The following is an 18,289-nucleotide window of genomic DNA, read 5'->3' as shown; positions in this document are numbered from 1 at the left end:
AGGGTGTGGGGTTGCGTTGACCCGTTGCCGCTGCGCGCATCGACCGGCGGCGGCGAAGCACCGGCGGCGCTCAGGACGCGGGCCAGTTCCGCAGCAGGGCGTCGAGGGCGTCCATCGTCCGTGACCAGGTTTCCTGGGTGTCGGGGGCGCTATGGCTGAACCCTCCTCCCATCTCCAGGGTCACGTAGCCGTGGAAGACACTGCCCAGCAGCCGGACGGCGTGGGTCTGGTCCGGCTCCGTCAGGTCGTAACCGCGCAGGATCGCCCGTGTCATCTGGGCGTGCCGGACTCCGGCGCTCGCGACCGCCGTCTCCGGGTCCAACCTGAGCTGGGCTGCGGCGTAGCGGCCGGGATGCTCGCGGGCATAGTCGCGGTAGACGTTCGCAAGAGCGGTCAGCGCGTCCTTGCCCGCGCGCCCGGCAAGGGCATCGGCGGCCCGGTCGGCTAGTTCCTCCAGAGCGAGCAGGGCGATCCTGGTCTTGAGGTCGTGGGAGTTCCTCAGGTGCGAATACAGACTCGCGACCTTGACGTCGAACCGTCTGGCCAGCGCGGAGACGGTCACCTGGTCGAAGCCGGCCTCGTCGGCCAGCTCTGCCCCTGCTCGGGCGAGGCGTTCCGTCGTCAGTCCCGCGCGTGCCATATCGCTCCTTCTCTTTGACGAAAAGGATCGTACATTTGCCTAATACCTTTAGGCAAATAATCCCAACCTTCAGGAAGCTGGCAAGCGAGCCGGACGGCTGCGTCTCGGCATCCGCCCGGGTCGTCCCGGCCATGCGGTGCGGCCGGGACGACCAGCCGCTCTCAGCCGTCGAGCACTCCACGGAGGGGCCCGGCGCACGTCGCGCGAACGGACTCCGGACTCACCAGCTGACGGGAATCCGGATGGGCCGACGGTTCAGGAGGTCGTCGCGCCACTCGATCTCGGTGCACGGAACAGCCAGGCGCATCCGGGGAAACCGGTCCGCGAGTTCACCGATCGCCACTTTCAGCATCAGCCTCCCCAGGGCGCTGCCCGGGCAGTGGCCCGCGCCGTGCCCGAACGCCAGATGCCCCTTGGCGGCACGGCTCGGATCGAAGCACTCGGGCCGGGGGAACGCCTCGGGGTCACGGTTGGCCGTGTCCGCACTGATCAGCACGAGTTCGCCCGCGCGTATCGTCGTGCCGCCCAACTCGATGTCCTGCCTGGCCACACGTTGCAGGCCGGTGTTCAGGAACAGGGCGTGGCGCAGCGCTTCCTCCACTACACCGGACAGGTCCCCGGAATCACCCCGCAGGTGCTCCATCATCCCGCACTGGTCGAGCATGGTCACGAAGGCATGTCCCAGCACACTGGAGGCGCTGACGTGGCTGGATTCGAAGAACCAGGCCAGCGCATCGGCAACCCGGGTCTCGTCGACGCGGTCCGCGGGAGGGCGCGCCGCGTTGGCATCACGGTAGCGACGGGCGACGCCGTCGGGCAGGCCCGGGCGGGCCAACAAACCACTGAAATAATCGCGCAGCTGCTGCCAGTCGTCGAGATAGGCGTCGGGCTCCCGGGGGCGAAGCGACATCACTGCCTCGCTCAGTTCCGCGAGCGTCTCGCCTTCGGCGAGCGGCATGCCGACCAGGCGACAGCTCAGGGCGATCGGAAACCTCCTGGCGTACCCGGAGAACAGGTCCACCGGCTGCGGGGACGCGGCGATCCCGTCGAGAATGGACCGCGCGGCCCCGCGGGCCCAGGGTTCGAGTTCGGCCAGGCGCGGAGGCGCAATGGCACGCAGGAATTCCTTGCGCAGTCCGTCTCGCGCGAAGGTCTCCATGGAGGAGACCGCGTCCGCAGGCATCCCGAGGACCTGACCGGGCGCCTGTAGGTCCGCTTGCAGGGCCGGGGACAGGCGTTCGTCCTCAAGCGCCCGGACGGCCATCGGGTGACTGGTGATCAGCCACGCCTCTGCCGAGGCAGTGCGCACGCGGCTGATGGGCCGCGTCTCCTGCAATTGGCGACATTCCGGGCTCACGGCATCACCGTGGTGAGCGAAGGGGAAGTAGGGCAATGTCTCGTTCATGGCTCTCCCTGACTGTGTGGAGGTTCGGAGTGGAAGGCCCCGAATGCCCAGGACAGCGGGAGAACGGTGCGATTTTGCCTTGAGTAACAGTGAAGGGATGGCCGCCCGCCGCCCAGAACCCCGGGATATCACTTTCGGCAATCATTGATAACAATAAGTAATCGACTGGGTGGAGGTCCGGCACTTGAGGAACATCGGAGCAAAAATTCAGGCCACAATCCGCCGACCGGGCTGACCGGTTCGCGGTGGGCTCTTCCCACCCACCGCCCTGGCCCGCATCGACGGACGGGGCAGAAAGCAGCCGAGGCCGACCCGCTCCGTCGGGCCCGCAGCGGCCACGCGCCGCCACCACCCGCGTCGTCGTACATGTCTTGAGGTTGGCGTCGAACCGTTCAGGGACGTGCCGGCATGGCTCAGCACACTTTTGACGATCAAGGCGACCATGCCCGCCACCACACCGACGAGCATCCAGCGCATGTGGTCCGGCACACGCTGCGGCGAAGCCGACGGGGTGGCGACCAGCCCGAAGGTCACCGAGTCCAGGTCCAACGGGCCGAGCGGACCGAAGAGCACGGGTGCGACCACGGCCGCCGGAGCGAGCAGGCCGGCCACGATCTCAGGTCACCCGGACGTATCGGGGCGCTGCCAGAGGCGGTGCCGACCGGTGGGGATGGGCGATCGCCATGGCGGTGACTCCCTGAACCCCAACCGAAGGGCCCCGCGGCCCGGCCCTGGCGTCAACAGCCGGAACGGCCGGCCCGCCCAGTTCTTCGGACGGACCGGCCGGCTCCGGTGCTCTCGGCCGGATCGGTCACAGGTCGGCTTCGCTACCGCCGCGGGAGGTAGCCCGCCCACCGACACTAACCGGCGTAGGTCTCGAACTCCGCGACGCGGGGGGTGCCGTTCGAGCTGGTGATCTCGAAATTGATCTTTCGAAGCGTCGTCCGGTTGAAGGTGACGACGCCCGCTCCGCTTCCGGTGGCCAGAACGGCACCGGTGTCGTTGTTGACGACCCGCCAGGAACCGATGTTGCCTCCGGCTCCGACCGCCTCACGGATGTTGATCCTGGACACCGCGGTGCCGGAGTCCCACTTGACCGAGATGCGACCGGTCGAGCCGCTCGGCGACCAGTAGGTGCCCATGTTGCCGTCGACGACGTTGCCGTAGCTGGTCCCGCCGGCCTTGCTGGAGCCGTCGGCGCCGGCCCCGGTGCTGAGGTTGGTCCCCGCGGGAGGGTCGGTGGGGTCGGTGGGATCTGTCGGGTCGGTGGGGTCGGTGGGGTCGGTCGGCTCCTCCGCTTCGCAGTTGCCGTCGGAGACCCGGTTGCCCTTGCCCGCACCTGCGGTCTGGCTCAGCACCTCCGGCACGCAGCCCGCGTCATCGAGCCCGTAGGTGTAGGGAATACTCACCGACGTGGTGGACCGCGGGTTGGGCCCGGCGGGGTAGTTCTGGTTGCCCTCGCTGGACCAGGTCACGTTGTCGAAGATGTTGCCGCCGACCTCCCAGGAACCCCTCTCGTTGGTGTAGAAGGTGCCCAGGACGTCCTTGGAGTCCTCGAAGTAGTTGTTCTCCACCTTCGCGCGGGCCCCGGCCCGGGAGTTGATGCCGGACGCGTGGATCCCCGCGTAGTGGTTGTTGTACATGTGCCCTATGCCGCCGCGCAGCAGGGGCACGCGCGAGTCGATGTTCTCGTATCGGTTGTGGTGGTACGTGACATAGCCGTTCGAGCGGTCGCTCTCGCTGGACCCGACCAGACCGCCACGGCCGGAGTTGCGCAGGATGCTGTAGGAGAGGGTGACGTACTGGGTGTTGTTCTTCAGGTCGAAGAGGCCGTCGTAGCCCTCCGACTCACCGCCCGACGCCTCCAGGGTGACGTGGTCGATCCAGACGTTGCGGACACCGCTTTCCATCCCGATGGCGTCACCGCCGTTGGACGTGGGCGAGCCGGACTTCTTGACGTTCCGGACGGTCACGTTCTGGACGATGATGTTGCTGGACTCCCGGATGTGGATGCCCAGCTGGTCGAACACGGCTCCGCTGCCAGTGCCGACGATCGTGACGTTGCTGATCTTCTTGAGCTCGATCACGTCGGCAGCAGTATCGCAACCGGGGCCCGACACCTTGGAGGTGTTGCCGTGGTTGATGGTTCCCTGCACCTCGATGATGATCGGTGTACTGGTGCTGGGCCGGCTGCACAGGGCCTGGTGGATCTGGGTTCCGGTCGTGGCCCGCACCGTCTGTCCGCCCGCGCCGCCGGTGGTCCCGCCGTTCTGGCTCGCGTACCCCGTGGCGCTACCGGTCTGCGCCGATGCCGGGGACATCGGCAGGGACAGACCGGCCGTCACCATGACCATGGTGACCAGCGTCGATGTAAGTCGACGCGTAATGGATCGCCTCACTGTTCACCCTTCGGCAATAGAGAAAAAACATTGGCGTAACTTCCTCCGAGAGTAAAGAAAGCGCTTTCCATGTCAAGAGGGTTCCCGCAACCTTTTTTGGGGGAACCGAACGCCCCGACTTCGCTTTACGCCCTTTGTACTGCGATTTCATTGAAATCCAACGCCGAAATTCGAGTCGGGTGCTTCTGAGCGCAACCCGTTGGTCCGTCTCGTCGACGACTCAGCGGACCGGACACAGACGCCCGGTCGCGACCGCCTGCACCGGAACCGGTGCGCACGCGCCCTTCCGCCCCTCTCCCCACCCCGGGCGGCGACTCCCCGGAGCCACGGCGGGACAGAAAACTCGTGCTGCCCCGGGCGGCCGGAAAGGCGTCCACGGCACGCGAAGCGCCCTGAAGGAAAGGGAATTCTCGGACCGGTATCGGGACCTTTCGACGAGCCAGGAAATAACAAGATCCCACCCGATCGAAAGGATAGGGCGGGATTTCGTGAACCGCCTGCGAGCCAAATCGCGAACGGTCCTGGACGCATTGATTCAAACGGCCGGACACTCGGATGGCGGGAGGCCCTCTCCTCGCGCGTCAACCGGGGCGGGCACCACCAACCCCATGGTCAGTACGGCTGGACGCTTCGAGATCATCCCAAAAATTCACAGAGTCGACCAACCGAGCAAACCGCCAGGATTCACAACTCGCGCGGATGCCCCGATCGCTCGGCGCAAAAAGTCGAGGAACACCGAAAGTCACGCGACATCCGGCTCACGCACCTGCGGAACAAAACTTCACACGGCCACCGGTCTTGTTCAAACCTCGACTCTTCAAGAGCCTCTACATAAAATTTGCCGGAAATGCAAGAACACGCTCGAATGTACTTCGACACACGAGGGCACCGTCCTGCGGCCCCCTCGCCCACCGCGACGAACGACCAGAGGGGCCCGGCTGCGTCCCGCACCCGTGAAGCCGGCGGACATACGGCGGGTCACCGAAGGTCTCGCGTGGCCGCGGGACAGCGGGCGCCGTCCCGCACCTACCGCTGCACGTCCCACGACAACGCCCCCGAGAGTGCAAGGACGAGCCGGCACAACAGGAGTTCGGAGGCGGGCGTCCCACTGGGACCCGGGACAGAGATGCTCTCCGCCATCACCCATCGGGGAGCACGGCGGCACGCCCGGCGGATAACGCTTACCGAAATGGGGACGACATCGCCCCGATGGCGGCGACACCTTGCACACCGCGCCACACGTGCGTCTCCAGGCGGCTCGATGCCGGGGCCTCCGAGAACGCCGATCGCCCAGTGGGCCGGTCACGGTGTCGCGGTGCTGAAAAAGATCTGCGCCAAGTGCCTCGTAGGTGAGGAGGAGCGTGCGAAGAAGCAGATCGAAGAGGCGCTGAGGCGCCCGTAGAACTTCAGCGCGTATTCAGCGCAGCCACCCGTCAGAAGCCGCAAGCAACCACTGACAGCCACTAAGGCATGACAACGCCCCTTGAACTGTTTCCACAGTTCAAGGGGCGTTTTTCGTAGTCAAAGGGCTGTGGGCGCGAGAGGACTCGAACCTCCGACCACTCGCTTGTAAGGCGAGGGCTCTAACCAACTGAGCTACGCGCCCGGACACAGCTCACCCCGGCTTTCACCGGGGCGGCTCCACCCGATACTACCGGTTTCACGACTATCGGCGCGCCCGTTGGGCGAGCGGGGCCGTCAGGCCGCTCAAGGCGCGGGACAGCGCGCGCTCGACCTCGTCGGTGAGGGCCGCGTCCACGGGTGAGCGGTCCTGGACAGGGATCGGGACCGTCTGCTCGCGCACGGTCCTGCAGTCGTGGCACTCGATCTCGCCGAGTCGCGAGATCAAGAACGTGGACCGGCAATGGCCGCACCTGTCGATGTCGGCCTTCCAGTCCTGGGTGAGTTGGCATTCCGGACAGACCAGTACCTGGCGCTCGTGGCGCACCCCGCGTTTCCACGGCTGCGCGCCCCGGGCAGGGTCACCCTGCCGCGCCCCGCACAGATAGCAGGGCATGGATTCTCCTTGGTGGTTGAGTCAGCTCAGCTCGGCAAGGGCCTTGCGGTAGTCCTCGATATCGCGGGCCTCGGAGATCGGGTTGACGACCTTGAAGCGCACGACCCCCTCCTTGTCCACGAGGAAGGTACCGCGCAGCGCGACGCCCTTGGCATCGTCGAAGACACCATACGCCTGGGCGACCGCGCCGTGTGGCCAGAAATCCGAGAGCAGCGGATACTGCAGGTCCTCCTGGTCGGCCCACACACGGTGGGCGAACATGGAATCGACCGAGATGCTCAGCAGCCGCACATCGCTGTTGGAGAAGTCCGCGATGCTGTCGCGCAGCTCCCTCAGCTCTCCCCCGCAGATGCCGGAGAAGGCAAGCGGGTAGAACACCACGAAGACGTCGGCTCGGCCCTTGAAGTCCGACAACCGCACGGTTTGACCGTGCTGGTCGGAGAGCTCGAAGTCCGGGGCGTTCTGGCCGACTTCGATCGACATTGGCTCGTCCCTGGTCGTTGATGCGCGAGTTCCGTTGTTGTGCCGCCCGTCAATCGCCCGACGGGCGGCACGTGCCGCCCTAGGTCAGACGCCTGCGGCGTCGCCGGGTGGGCTCGCAGAATCGAATCAGCGGTGCGCCTTGGGCAGGACCAGTCGGGTTCCCGACCAGTCGGATCCCGCGCTCACAGCGCTGGTCTGCGACAGTCCCGCCGTCGTCGCGGCCTCCGCGACATCGCTGGGCGAGACGTGCCCCTCACGGCCGGCCTTGGGGGTCAGCACCAGAAGTGTTCCGCCGCCCTCAATCGTGGCCGACACGTCCACGAGCACGTCGGTGAGGTCATCCTCCTCATCGTCGCGCCACCACAGCAGTGCCGCGTCTACGACGTCCTCGTAGTCCTCATCAACCAGCTCACTGCCGGTGCGCTCGGCGATCGACGCGCGCAGCTGCTCATCCACGTCATCGTCGAACCCGAATTCCTGCACCACCTGACCCGGCTTGAATCCGAGTCGATCGGCCAGGCCACGTTCGCTCTGTGCCTGACCCGCGGTCGCGCTCACGAAAGTCCTCCTCCACTCGATGTCGCCCGCTCCTTACGGGCTCGGCCGCGACTAGTCCCGTTTCCGGAGTCGATCCCGCCGTTGCTGGCTAAGTTCACACGCTGGGTACCTGATCCGTCAACGCGTCGCACCCGTCGTGCGCTCTGCTTCTACCATCCTGCCCCGTCAGCGGAACTCGTCAAGAACGACAGCCGGACCTGACGATGCGGATTATCGATGTTGACGTCCACGATGGCGATAGATTGCCATGTACCCAGCGCGGGCCTCCCTGAAATCACCGGAACGGTGGCGTATGGAGCGATCAACGCGGGCATCACGTGCGATCTTCCGTGTCCGGGCGAGCCGTGGCGGTGACGCCAGCGGTCGTCCGCGGGCAGCAGGTCGCCCAGGGCCGCGAGCAGGTCCTCGTCGGATCGGGCGCCCAGTTCCATGACCGCCACTCCCGCGGTCGCATGCGGGACGAAAACGTTGAGCAGGCCGTCCCCGCCGGTCTCTGCAACGAAGTCGGTGCACTGGGGCGTGATGTCGGTGACGGTCTCGGACCCACCGGTATGCAGGTCGAGCAATTTGGTCCGCATGCGCAACGGCTACCCACAATGGGCCCGGCACAATCGTGCCGGATCCGCAGGTGTTCGAACGCACGCCGCCGCCCTCGTCGGGTAGTCGGACGAGAAGTCATACTCGGCCTAGGGGTGTCCTCTGCCCCGGGCCGATTCGTCCCCCGACGAGCTGGGAGTAGAGAGTGAGTACCGAACTGCGGCTCGGTCCGATGCTGCGGCACGTGACCGAGACCACTGCCGTGATCTGGGTGGAGACCGACGCGGCGTGCACCGTCACGGTCAGCGCACAGGACGTGAGCGTGCGCACCGAGACCTTCACCGTGCACGGCCACCACTACGCCCTGTGCGAGCTCGAAGGGCTCGCACCCGGCAAACAGGTGCCCTACCAGGTGTACCTGGACGAGACCCGGGTGTGGCCCGAGGCGGACTCCCCCTATCCGCCGAGCACGCTGCGCCCGCTGGACCACTCGGCCCCGGCACGGTTGCTGTTCGGCTCGTGCCACACCCCCACCGACCACTCCGCCGCCGCGGTCCTGCGTTACGGGGTGGACATGCTGCGCGCCTATGCGCTGCGCCTGGCCGCCGAACGTGTCGGGGACATCGGAAACGAACCGGCCGCAGGCGAGCCGACAGCGCTGCTGCTCATCGGCGACCAGGTGTACGCCGACGAACTCCAGGAGTCGATGGAGGAGTTCCTGGCGCATCGGCGCGAGGGCGAGGACGAGCGGGATCGCGCCCCCGACGACGAGGTCGTGTTCTTCGACGAATACGCCGAGCTGTACCGGCAGGCGTGGACCGACCCCGATATCCGCTGGCTGTTGTCGACGGTTCCCACCCTGATGCTGTTCGACGACCACGATATTCGTGACGACTGGAACACATCGGGCACCTGGCGCGAGCAGATCGCCCGGACACCGTGGTGGCGCCCGCGCATCACCTCGGGGCTGGGGACGTACTGGATCTACCAGCACCTGGGCAACCTGTCCCCCGAAACGCGGGCCGCCGACCCGGTGTGGCAGGAGATGACATCCGCGGGAGACGGGGGCGCGGCACTGGACGCGTTCGCCTGGCGGGCCCACAGCGAGCCCACCAGTTACCGCTGGAGCCACCGGCACGACTTCGGCCGCAGCCGGGTGGTGATGGTGGACACCCGGTGCGGCCGCGATGTGGCCGACGACCGCGCACGCTCGATTCTGGGCCCCGACGATTCGGCGTGGCTGGACGAGCAGTTGAGCGGCGACGTCGACCACCTGGTGCTCGCCAGCACGCTCCCGTTCCTGATGCCCGCCGGGGTGCACTACCTGGAGGCGTGGAACGAGGCGTTGTGCGCCGGGGCGTGGGGCCGATGGTTGCGCGGCCCGAGCGAGAAACTGCGCCAGGAGGTGGACCTGGAGCACTGGCCGGCTTTCCAGCGATCCTTCGGAGCGGTTGCGGAGGCGGTGCTGGAGGTCGCCGGGGGCAAACGCGGGGCGGCCCCGGCGAGCGTGCTCTTCCTCGGCGGGGACGTGCACTTCTCCTATTTGGCGCGGGCCCGGGCACGCGGCGGTTCAGCTGCGGGGTCGACGACCACGATCGCGCAGTTGGTGTGCTCACCGACCTGCAACTGGATGCAGCCGATGATGCGGCGGCTGATGTGGGTCGCGGTGCGCACGGTCACCGGGCTGTTGTGCCGGGGGCTCGCTCGGCTGGCGGGTGTCCGCGCACCGGTGTTGGACTGGCGACTGGCCGAGGGCCCCTGGTACGACAACGCACTGGCAACGCTCACCCTGGACGGCCGCTCGGCCACGGTTCGCTGGGACCACTCGCCGTCGGTGCCCGCGGCAGCGCGCCAGATCGCCTCTGAGGCGTCGGAGCGCCCCAGGGTCCGGGAACTGGCAGAGCACCCCCTGACCGGGTGAGACGACGTCTCAGGGCGTCTGATAGACGCTGTCACGGACGTCGGTCACCGCCATGTGGCCGGGGGCGTGGGCGATGGCGTAGGCAGGCCGTGACGCCATGACCGCGGCCTGCGGGGTGACTCCGCAGGCCCAGAAGACCGGGATCTCCCCGGCCCGGACCTCGACGGGGTCGCCGAAGTCGGGACGGCCGAGGTCGGCGATGCCCAGTGCGGCGGGGTCGCCGACGTGGACGGGGGCGCCGTGCACGGCCGGGTAGCGCGAGGTGATGCGTACCGCGTCGGCGACCCGGTCGGCGGGGACGGGCCGCATGGACACGACGAGGGGACCGGCGAGCCGGCCCGCGGGCCGGCAGTCACGGTTGGTGCGGTACATGGCGACGTTGGTTCCGGTCTCGACGTGGCGGACCGGGATACCTGCCTCGATGAGGGGGGTCTCGAAGGTGAAGCTGCACCCGATGAGGAAGGCAACGAGGTCGTCGCGCCAGGCGGCGCCGGCGTCGGTGGTCTCCTCGGTGAGCCGACCGTCGACGTAGACGCGGTAGGCGGGCAGGTCGGTGCGCAGGTCGCCGTCGAAGACGGCCGAACGGGTCTCACCGGGCTCGGTGACGTCGAGGACCGGACACGCCTTGGGGTTGCGCTGGGCGAACAGCAGGAAGTCGAAGGCCAGGTCGCGAGGCAGGGCGATGAGGTTGGCCTGGGCGTAGCCGGCGCAGTAGCCGGCTGTGGGAGTGCTGAGTCCCGCGCGGAAAAGGGCGCGCGCCTGGGCGGGTGCCAGTGCTGCGGGGGCGGTGGGCGGCTGGGGCACGGTGTCCTCCTGGGGCGGTCTCGGATCGGGCGGTTTCAGCGGTGGAACCGCAGGCGGCTGCCGGGGCGGGCCTGGGCTGCACGGGAGACGTCGGCGGCGACCACCACGGCGATCACCGGGTAGCCGCCGGTCACGGGATGGTCGGCCAGGAACAGGACCGGGTCGCCGTCGGGGGGAACCTGGAGCGAGCCGGCCACCATGCCTTCGCTGGGCAGTTCCTGGTGGACGCGGCGGGTCAGCGCGGGTCCGAGGAGACGGGCGCCCACCCGGTCGCTGCGGGAGGTCACCTCGTAGGCGGCGGACAGGAGGGTGCCCACGGCTTCGGGGGTGAACCAGTCGTCGCGCGGGCCCGGTACGACGCGCAGGTCGAGTTCGAGGCCCTCGATGGCGGCGACGGGGGCGAAATCGGTGACGGGGAACCGTTCCGGTGGGGCCCCCACCGGGAGGAGCGTTCCCGGAGCGGGCCGCTCGGGGCCGAGTTGGGCGAGGGTGTCGGTGCTGCGCGAACCGAGCACGGGGGGCACGTCGATGCCGCCCCGCACCGCGAGGTAGCTGCGCAGTCCCGTGGCCGGGGTGCCCATCACCAGTTCGGCGCCGTCGGCAAGGGTGAGGACGCTGTTGAGGGCCGCCCCGTGTCCGTTGACGGTCAGCGGACACGGGGCTCCGGTGACGGCGACCGTCAGTGTTCCCCGCGCGCGCACGCGCAGTCCGCCGAAGGTGACTTCCAGGGTTGCGGCGTGCACGGGGTTGGCGAGCAGCCGGTTGGCCAGGGCGTGGGAGCGCGCGTCAGCGGCTCCCGAACGGCCCACTCCCAGACCGGCATGCCCGGGTCGACCGGTGTCCTGCACCGTTGCGAGCGGTCCGGTCGCCAGTACTTCCAGGGCTGCGGCTGCCATCAGTGCTGTCGTCTTCTTCCACGGGAAAAGGGGCGGTGGTGTCTTGGGGCCCTGCTAGGCCGCGATGAAACGGACCCGGGTTCCGGGGCGCAGCAGGCCGGGTGGATCACGGTCGAGGTCCCAGATGCGGGCATCGGTACGACCGAGGAGCTGCCATCCGCCCGGCGAACTGCGCGGGTAGACCCCGGTGAATTCTCCGGCCAGCGCCACTGATCCGGCGGGGACGCGGGTGCGTGCTTCGGCGCGGCGCGGGACGTGCAGACGCGGGTCGTCGCCGACGAGGTAGCCGAACCCGGGGGCGAAACCGCAGAAGGCGACGGTCCAGAGGGCCGCGGTGTGCGCGGACACGACCTCGTTGCGGCTGAGTCCGGTGTGTGCGGCGATGTCGGCGAGGTCCTCGCCGTCGTAGTGCACGGGGATCTCGATCTCGCCGGAATCGGGGCGGTGGCCGGGGCTGGGCCGCAGGGCACGCACCGAGGAGGCCACCGCGGCCGGGTCCGCTCCGGGTTCCAGTCGCAGCAGGACGGTGCGCGCGGCCGGGACGGCCTCGCTGACTCCCGGTGGGGGCTCCTCGGCCAGGGCGGCTTGGAGGGCGAGCACCTGGTCGAGGTCGGCGACCTCGACCAGCACACCGGTGTCGCCGCAGTTCAGGATGCGCATCGTTGTCTCCTCGCGGTGGCCTTCGCCGGCAGGGGCACCCTGCGCGGGGTCCGGTCGTCCTGCACGGTGGGTCTTCTTCCACTCTGGTGCCTCAACGCGTGTGGTCCGAGGGCCGGCGACCGCTCCGGGGGACGAAGGGCGCGATCTGGACACCGGATGTGCCCAGGTGGTCGGCGACCTCGCGGGCGATCTGGACCGCGCCGGGGCTGTCGCCGTGCACGCACAGGGAGTCGGCCCGGATGTGCACCGGCGTGCCGTCGATCGCGCTCACCGGTTCGCCGTGTGCGATGCGCAGGCAGCGGTCGGCGATCTCACGGGGGTCGTGCAGGACGGCTCCGGGTTCGCGACGGGAGACGAGGGTGCCCTCGGGGGTATAGGCGCGGTCGGCGAACGCCTCCCTGATGGTGCGCAGCCCCGCCTGCTCCGCGGCGCGCAGCCATACCGATCCCGGCAGTCCCATGACGGGCAGTTCGGGATCGTAGAGCCGGACCGCCTCGACGACGGCCGCCGCCTGGGCCTCGTGGTGCACGATGGCGTTGTAGAGGGCGCCGTGCGGCTTGACGTAGCGGACCCGGTCCCCGGCGATGCGGGCGAAGGCGTCCAGGGCGCCGATCTGGTAGACGACGTCGTTGGTGAGTTCGCCCGGATCGGCGTCGATGAAGCGTCGGCCGAATCCGGCGAGGTCGCGATAGCCGACCTGCGCTCCGATGACGACCCCGTTCCCGACGGCCGCGGCACAGGTGCGGCGCAGCACGGTGGGGTCGCCGGCGTGGAAACCGCAGGCGACGTTGGCGCTGGTGACGATGGACAGCAGCGCCTCGTCGTCGCCCAGTTCCCACCGGCCGAAGCTCTCGCCGAGGTCGGAGTTGAGGTCCATGGTCATCGGTGGGCTCCTTGTGCGGTGGGGCCGGCGGCCGCGATCGCGGCCGCCGGCGACGGGGTCAGGACCAGAGCGAGGAGATTCCGCCCAGTGCCTGGTAGGCGATGAAGATGGTGAGCAGCCAGGCGACGACGCCGACCACCAGCAGCCACTTGGGGTACTGGTAACCGTGCAGGAGGTCGCGCGAGCGGCGCAGCGCCACCCAAAGCATGATGCCCAGTCCCACCGGAAGGATGAGCCCGTTGAGTGCACCGGCCAGGACCAGCAGGGTCGTAGGGGTCTGGTCCAGCAGCAGGTAGATGACGGCCGAGATGGAGATGAACGCGGCGACGAGCCAGCCGCGGTTGCGCTCCAGGCGCGGGGAGAAGGTCGCGACGAAGGAGATCGAGGTGTAGGAGGCTCCGATGACGGAGCTGATGCCGGCGGCCCACAGGATGACGCCGAACAGGCGCAGTCCGACCTCTCCGGCGGCCTGGGAGAACGCCTCGGCCGGCGGGTTGGGCGAGTCGAGGATGGACACGCCTCCGGCGACCACGCCGAGCACCGCGAGGAACAGCAGCACCCGCATGACACCGGTGACGATGATGCCGGTGACCGAGGCCCGGGTGATCTCCTTGACGTTGGCGGGGCCGCTGACCCCGGCATCGACCAGGCGGTGGGCGCCGGCGTAGGTGATGTAGCCGCCGACGGTACCGCCGATGATGGTGACGGTGGCCAGGAACAGGTCAGTGCCCAGCTCGTCGGGCCACACGGCCTGGCGCAGGGCCTCGCCGACCGGGGGGCTGGAGGCGAAGGCCACGTAGAGGGTCATGGCGATCATGAGCACGCCCAGGACCACCATGATGCGGTCCATGGCCACGCCGGCGCGCTTGACCATGAACAGGGCGATGGCGATCGCCGCGGAGACCGCGCCGCCGATCTTGACGTCGATGCCGGCCAGGGCGTCCAGGCCGAGGCCGGTACCGGCGATGTTTCCGACGTTGAAGACGAGGCCGCCGAAGACGATGAGGGCCGCGAGCAGGTAGCCGGCGCCGGGCAGGACCTTGTTGGCGAGGTCCTGGGCGCGGGTGCCGGCCACGCCGACGACCCGCCAGATGTTGAGCTGGACCGCGATGTCCACCAGTACCGAGACCATGATCGCAAAAGCGAACGTGGCACCGAGCTGGGCGGTGAAGTTCGTGGTCTGGGTGATGAACCCGGGACCGATGGCGCTGGTGGCCATCAAGAACATGGCACCCAGCAGGACGCTGCTGCCGGCGGTGCGCTTCAGGTTGGGGCGGATGCCGGCCTTGGGTGGCTCGCTCATGCGGGAATCTCCACGGTCTGGGGCCAAAGGAAGGACAGGGGAAGTGATGGTGACCACACTGTCGCCGAGTTGTTGAACAATACTCCAATACTGCGATTTCATGCGGGTAAATTTCGGTAACTTTTACCCGCCGACCAGTGCCGACAGGGTTTCCCCTCGGGCATTGCGGTCCCACACCTCCCATGGGCACGGCGATCGGCGACAATGGGCAGGACTGTCGAGACGTGGGACACGGTGAACAAGGAGCAGGCGTGACGGTGACGGACGACTGGATCGACCGGATTCCCGATGTCGGGGAGGAACTGGAGCGCTCCAGCACCGCTGAGCGGGTCGCCGACAAGCTGCGCGCCCTGGTCATCGACGGCGCGCTCGCTCCGGGCACCCGCCTGTCGGAGGAGAAGATCCGGCAGAAGTTCAAGGTCTCGCGCAACACCCTGCGCGAAGCGTTTCGACTGCTGGGACACGAGCGCCTGCTCGTGCACGAGTTCAACCGCGGTGTCTTCGTGGCCAAGCCGACCCTGGCCGACGTGGTGGACCTGTACCGGGTCCGCCGCCCCTTGGAGCTCTCGGCGGTGCGCGGCGCCGCCCATGCCCCTCAGGCCGCGGTGCGCGCGGTCGGGGCCGCTGTGGAGGAAGGCGAGCGCGCCGAGTCCCGGGGGGACTGGTGGGGCATCGGCACCGCCAACATGCACTTCCACGAAGCCATCGGCCGGCTCTCGGGCAGTCCGCGCATCGACGAGGTCATGCACCAACTACTGGCCGAGCTTCGCCTGGTCTTCCACGCGATGGCCGCTCCGCGCGAGTTCCACGCGCCCTACCTGGGCGAGAACCGCGAGATCTACGACTCTCTGGCCGCCGGGGCGTTCGACGAGGCCGCCGACCGCCTGGCCGAGTACTTCGACGCCGCCGAACGCCAGTTGGTCGAGGCGTTCTCCGGCGGACGGGGCGTCACCACGCGGTGACCCCGGGGCGGTAGCCTCCCGGCGACGAGCGGTCACCGGACAGGACAATAATGACCGGATGAATCTAGCCGTGTTGGTCCTTGTCGCCCTGTCCGGGCTGTTTCACGTCGCCGTCTTCGTCATGGAGAGCTTCCTGCTGCACCGGCCAGGAGTCGCACGGGTCTTCCTGGTCACCCCCGATACCTTGCCCGCGGTGCGTCCCTGGGCGTTCAACCAGGGCTGGTACAACCTGTTCCTGGCGCTGGGTGCGCTGGGCGGAATTGCCGTATCCCTCGGGGGCGCCCCTGTCGTGGGGACCACCCTGTCGCTGTTCGCATGCGGATGCATGGCCGGCGCAGCGATCGTGCTGGCCTTCTCCGACCCACGGATGCGGGGCAGCGCGCTCAAACAGGGGCTGTTCCCCCTACTCGCCCTGCTGGCGAGTCTGCTGGCGCTGGCCGCGACCGACTAGTTCTTGGTGCGCTGACGGGACTCGGAGCGGCTGCTGCGCTGCTTGGGCCGAGTGTTGGCCCGCAGCCGCAGCAACTGGCCGGAAGGACGCGGCACGACCGCCGAGCCCCCCGTGGCGAGCAGCCCCGGAATGAGCGGCTCGGGACGGTGTGCGGGAGCCTGCGGCTCGGGCTCGGGTGTGACCTGGGCGGACGGGGCGGCCTGCTCCTGAACGGCCGGAGCCGGAGCAGGCCGGGGGGCGGGGCGGCTCGGTCCCCGAACGGCTGCGGACGCGGCCTTGGCCTTGCGGCGGGCGAGGTAGCGGGTGATCAGCGGCCACTCGACCTTGGCGGGCTGGGCCAGGGCGGCCCACAGGTACGCCTTGGTCCCCCACGCCTCCATGGCCCTGCGGGCCCGCGAGACGGTGAAGTATCCGGGCAGGGCCAGCAGCAGTTGCGGCCAGGCCAGGGCCATGGCCACGGCGTAGGGGAACATCCCGCCGCCTGCCAGGGCGGCACCGGCCCCGAGCAGGATCGGCAGCATCGCCAGCGTGATCCGCAGACCGGTGATCTGACGGAAACGGTGCAGCGAACGCCGGACCGACGCCTCCTGGGAGAGGCCCTCGGGCAGCGGGGTCGGATGCACCAGAAAGGCGATCAACAGGCAGGTCACCGAGATCGACCCCGAGAACAGGATCGTCCAGCCGGGAGCCGACCACTGCGTGTCGAGCGCGAGAGCGAGGACTCCTCCGAGCAGCACCGGTATGGGGACGAAAAAGAACACCTGCCGCCGGAGGTGGCCGGCCGCCGTGGGCTCGCCCACCATCCGCGCCAGTCCTGCGTAGAGCCGCTTCACTCCGAACACCGTTATCGCCCCAAACCCATGTGCCGCCGCAGACCAAGCAGGACAGACCGTCCCTGGTCGAGCGCGCCCGCGAGGAGGGCAGGCGTCTGCTCGGCGGCAGCGATCAGGTGCCCACCGTGATCGCGCCGCTCATGACCCACGTTATCCGGTTTCCATCTCCGCCGTGGCCCGTGATACCCCATATTGAGGACCATACGCACGAACCACTTTCGGTCACGTCCCACTGAATGCAACGAGGGCTGCCACGTAAAGGTTCCGGATCGGTCGCCTCAGTCGCGCTCCGACAATCGGCCAAGCGTTACGGCCACCCTCAGCGCGAACGAGCCGCGCCCGTCCGAGGGGGTGAACCCGGTGAGTTCGGCGACCCTGCTGAGTCGGTAGCGCACGGTGTTGGGGTGCACGAAAAGCATGCGTGCGGTCGACTCCAGCGAGGACGCGTGCTCCAAGTACACCGAAAGGGTGTCCAACAACGGAGAGCCTGCGCCGCGCAGAGGCAGGTAGATCTCCTGGATGAGTCTGCGCCGAGCCGCCTCGTCCCCGTCGAGGGCCCGCTCGGGTAGGAGGTCGGCGGCGGAGACCGGACGAGGAGCGTCCGGCCAGGCCGGGGCCGCCCGCAACCCGTCCACGGCTGCGCGGGCCGAACGGCCCGCGGCGTACAGGTCGGTGACCGGCGGCCCCACCACGACCGGACCGGGCCCGAAGAGACCGGCCAGTGGCTCGACCGCGGAGATGGGGGCCGCTCCGAACTGGTCGGCGACACCGATCACGACGACGACCCGATCGCCCTGGGCACCCGCCAACACGTCGTGGCCGGCCCGGCGGGCCATCGCCCGCAGGTCGGCCAGGACCTCCTCCGCGTCCTGGCCGCCCAGGAGTCCGGCGACGGCCATGACGGGAGTGCGCGACCAGCCCAGCGCGGCGCTCCAGGTCTGCAGCCCCTCCTCGCGGTCGCCGTGGAGCAGCGCCTCGACGATGAGTGCCTCCAGCCGGGCGTCCCACGCGCCGCGCGCCTCGGCGGCCCGGGCATAGACCTTGGCGGTACTGAAGGCGACCTCTCGGCTGTAGTGCAACATGGCCTCGCGCAACTGCTGCTCGCCGCCTGGCGCCGCGAGCTCCTGGACCCGGGTCTCCACGACGTCGATGACGACGCGGACCATCTCCACGGTCTGCTGGAGCGAGACGGAGCGGGTGAGTTCACGCGGAGCGGTGCCGAACACCTCCACGGCGATGGCCGGACGCACTCGGTCGGGGTTCTTGAACCAGTCGACGAAGGCGGCCACACCCGACTGGGCCACCAACCCGACCCAGGAACGGTCCTCCGCCGACATCGCGCGGAACCAGAACAACCGCTGCTCCATCCTGGCGACAGCGGCGGTACCGAGCGCGCCCATGGCTCTTTCCAGGCGCTGGACGGTTTCGACCCGAACGCTTTCGGCGTCGGAATCGGGCGAGGAGTCATGAGAATCCGTGGTCACCCTCCTTAGGGTGGCAGCCTGCTCCTCCGGGCGGCGCCCCCGTGCACTACCAA

Annotated in this window: 18 protein-coding genes and 1 tRNA gene; 3 read left to right on the top strand and 16 right to left on the bottom strand. The window is 68.8% G+C overall.

Annotation, left to right across the window (positions count from 1 at the left end; genetic code table 11):
* Positions 1–70 precede the first annotated feature (70 nt).
* The 9 genes from QSJ59_RS18980 to QSJ59_RS18940 all read right to left on the bottom strand — a co-directional run bounded on the left by QSJ59_RS18980 (position 71) and on the right by QSJ59_RS18940 (position 8,080).
* Entirely contained in the window at positions 71–640 is a 570-nt protein-coding gene (locus QSJ59_RS18980) for a TetR/AcrR family transcriptional regulator (protein WP_285761049.1), read from the bottom strand.
* A gap of 220 nt (positions 641–860) precedes the next feature.
* Positions 861–2,045, bottom strand: a complete 1,185-nt coding sequence (locus QSJ59_RS18975) for a cytochrome P450 (RefSeq protein ID WP_285761048.1) — start codon at positions 2,043–2,045, stop codon at positions 861–863.
* A 207-nt stretch (positions 2,046–2,252) separates the two neighbouring features.
* Positions 2,253–2,657 (bottom strand): hypothetical protein, encoded by a 405-nt coding sequence (locus QSJ59_RS18970; protein WP_285761047.1) that lies wholly within the window; start codon positions 2,655–2,657, stop codon positions 2,253–2,255.
* Positions 2,658–2,905: 248 nt separating this feature from the next.
* Complete coding sequence (locus QSJ59_RS18965; RefSeq protein ID WP_490247822.1) at positions 2,906–4,399, bottom strand: pectate lyase family protein; 1,494 nt, start codon at positions 4,397–4,399, stop codon at positions 2,906–2,908.
* 1,577 nt (positions 4,400–5,976) lie between these two features.
* A tRNA-Val gene (locus tag QSJ59_RS18960) sits at positions 5,977–6,050 on the bottom strand.
* A gap of 60 nt (positions 6,051–6,110) precedes the next feature.
* Positions 6,111–6,461 (bottom strand): hypothetical protein, encoded by a 351-nt coding sequence (locus QSJ59_RS18955; protein ID WP_285761046.1) that lies wholly within the window; start codon positions 6,459–6,461, stop codon positions 6,111–6,113.
* Between the two features lie 21 nt (positions 6,462–6,482).
* Complete coding sequence (locus QSJ59_RS18950) at positions 6,483–6,944, bottom strand: peroxiredoxin (RefSeq protein ID WP_285761045.1); 462 nt, start codon at positions 6,942–6,944, stop codon at positions 6,483–6,485.
* A 126-nt stretch (positions 6,945–7,070) separates the two neighbouring features.
* Complete coding sequence (locus QSJ59_RS18945; RefSeq protein ID WP_285761044.1) at positions 7,071–7,502, bottom strand: DUF3052 domain-containing protein; 432 nt, start codon at positions 7,500–7,502, stop codon at positions 7,071–7,073.
* A 149-nt stretch (positions 7,503–7,651) separates the two neighbouring features.
* Positions 7,652–8,080, bottom strand: a complete 429-nt coding sequence (locus tag QSJ59_RS18940; RefSeq protein ID WP_285761043.1) for a YjbQ family protein — start codon at positions 8,078–8,080, stop codon at positions 7,652–7,654.
* Positions 8,081–8,244: 164 nt separating this feature from the next.
* On the opposite strand from QSJ59_RS18940, the gene QSJ59_RS18935 reads away from it, so the two are divergent.
* The gene (locus QSJ59_RS18935; protein WP_285761042.1) at positions 8,245–9,960 is read left to right on the top strand and encodes an alkaline phosphatase D family protein; all 1,716 of its coding nucleotides are present in this window, start codon (positions 8,245–8,247) and stop codon (positions 9,958–9,960) included.
* Between the two features lie 9 nt (positions 9,961–9,969).
* On the opposite strand, the gene QSJ59_RS18930 is transcribed toward QSJ59_RS18935, so the two are convergent.
* The 5 genes from QSJ59_RS18930 to QSJ59_RS18910 all read right to left on the bottom strand — a co-directional run bounded on the left by QSJ59_RS18930 (position 9,970) and on the right by QSJ59_RS18910 (position 14,506).
* Positions 9,970–10,764 (bottom strand): putative hydro-lyase, encoded by a 795-nt coding sequence (locus tag QSJ59_RS18930; RefSeq protein ID WP_285761041.1) that lies wholly within the window; start codon positions 10,762–10,764, stop codon positions 9,970–9,972.
* Positions 10,765–10,799: 35 nt separating this feature from the next.
* Complete coding sequence (locus tag QSJ59_RS18925) at positions 10,800–11,660, bottom strand: 5-oxoprolinase subunit C family protein (RefSeq protein ID WP_285761040.1); 861 nt, start codon at positions 11,658–11,660, stop codon at positions 10,800–10,802.
* 54 nt (positions 11,661–11,714) lie between these two features.
* Positions 11,715–12,320, bottom strand: coding sequence for a 5-oxoprolinase subunit PxpB (pxpB, locus tag QSJ59_RS18920; protein ID WP_285761039.1), 606 nt, complete (start codon positions 12,318–12,320; stop codon positions 11,715–11,717).
* 91 nt (positions 12,321–12,411) lie between these two features.
* Positions 12,412–13,203, bottom strand: a complete 792-nt coding sequence (locus QSJ59_RS18915) for a LamB/YcsF family protein (protein ID WP_285761038.1) — start codon at positions 13,201–13,203, stop codon at positions 12,412–12,414.
* Between the two features lie 58 nt (positions 13,204–13,261).
* Positions 13,262–14,506 carry an NRAMP family divalent metal transporter gene (locus tag QSJ59_RS18910; protein WP_285761037.1) on the bottom strand — a complete coding sequence of 415 codons (1,245 nt, stop codon included), beginning with the start codon at positions 14,504–14,506 and terminating at the stop codon, positions 13,262–13,264.
* A gap of 251 nt (positions 14,507–14,757) precedes the next feature.
* Between QSJ59_RS18910 and QSJ59_RS18905 the strand changes: the two genes are divergently transcribed.
* On the top strand, positions 14,758–15,468 hold the full coding sequence (locus QSJ59_RS18905) for a GntR family transcriptional regulator (protein ID WP_285761036.1): 711 nt from the start codon (positions 14,758–14,760) through the stop codon (positions 15,466–15,468).
* 58 nt (positions 15,469–15,526) lie between these two features.
* Positions 15,527–15,919 (top strand): DUF1304 domain-containing protein, encoded by a 393-nt coding sequence (locus QSJ59_RS18900; protein ID WP_285761035.1) that lies wholly within the window; start codon positions 15,527–15,529, stop codon positions 15,917–15,919.
* Here QSJ59_RS18900 and QSJ59_RS18895 read toward each other — a convergent pair.
* Positions 15,916–16,752 (bottom strand): hypothetical protein, encoded by an 837-nt coding sequence (locus QSJ59_RS18895; protein WP_285761034.1) that lies wholly within the window; start codon positions 16,750–16,752, stop codon positions 15,916–15,918. The genes QSJ59_RS18900 and QSJ59_RS18895 overlap by 4 nt on opposite strands.
* Before the next feature lie 278 nt (positions 16,753–17,030).
* Positions 17,031–18,236 carry a PucR family transcriptional regulator gene (locus QSJ59_RS18890; RefSeq protein ID WP_285761033.1) on the bottom strand — a complete coding sequence of 402 codons (1,206 nt, stop codon included), beginning with the start codon at positions 18,234–18,236 and terminating at the stop codon, positions 17,031–17,033.
* Between the last annotated feature and the right edge of the window lie 53 nt (positions 18,237–18,289).

It is taken from the genome of Nocardiopsis ansamitocini (genome assembly GCF_030268225.1).
GTDB classification, from domain to species: domain Bacteria; phylum Actinomycetota; class Actinomycetes; order Streptosporangiales; family Streptosporangiaceae; genus Nocardiopsis_D; species Nocardiopsis_D ansamitocini.
This window is presented reverse-complemented; position numbering and strand designations above follow the sequence as displayed.

Bases quoted from the DNA above. Each gene is read 5' to 3' on its own strand.
- QSJ59_RS18925 (WP_285761040.1), bottom strand. From the start codon at position 11,660: ATGGCAGCCGCAGCCCTGGAAGTACTGGCGACCGGACCGCTCGCAACG.
- QSJ59_RS18975 (WP_285761048.1), bottom strand. From the start codon at position 2,045: ATGAACGAGACATTGCCCTACTTCCCCTTCGCTCACCACGGTGATGCC.
- QSJ59_RS18950 (WP_285761045.1), bottom strand. From the start codon at position 6,944: ATGTCGATCGAAGTCGGCCAGAACGCCCCGGACTTCGAGCTCTCCGAC.
- QSJ59_RS18965 (WP_490247822.1), bottom strand. From the start codon at position 4,399: ATGGTCATGGTGACGGCCGGTCTGTCCCTGCCGATGTCCCCGGCATCG.
- QSJ59_RS18910 (WP_285761037.1), bottom strand. From the start codon at position 14,506: ATGAGCGAGCCACCCAAGGCCGGCATCCGCCCCAACCTGAAGCGCACC.
- QSJ59_RS18955 (WP_285761046.1), bottom strand. From the start codon at position 6,461: ATGCCCTGCTATCTGTGCGGGGCGCGGCAGGGTGACCCTGCCCGGGGC.
- QSJ59_RS18900 (WP_285761035.1), top strand. From the start codon at position 15,527: ATGAATCTAGCCGTGTTGGTCCTTGTCGCCCTGTCCGGGCTGTTTCAC.
- QSJ59_RS18980 (WP_285761049.1), bottom strand. From the start codon at position 640: ATGGCACGCGCGGGACTGACGACGGAACGCCTCGCCCGAGCAGGGGCA.
- pxpB (WP_285761039.1), bottom strand. From the start codon at position 12,320: ATGCGCATCCTGAACTGCGGCGACACCGGTGTGCTGGTCGAGGTCGCC.
- QSJ59_RS18940 (WP_285761043.1), bottom strand. From the start codon at position 8,080: ATGCGGACCAAATTGCTCGACCTGCATACCGGTGGGTCCGAGACCGTC.
- QSJ59_RS18915 (WP_285761038.1), bottom strand. From the start codon at position 13,203: ATGACCATGGACCTCAACTCCGACCTCGGCGAGAGCTTCGGCCGGTGG.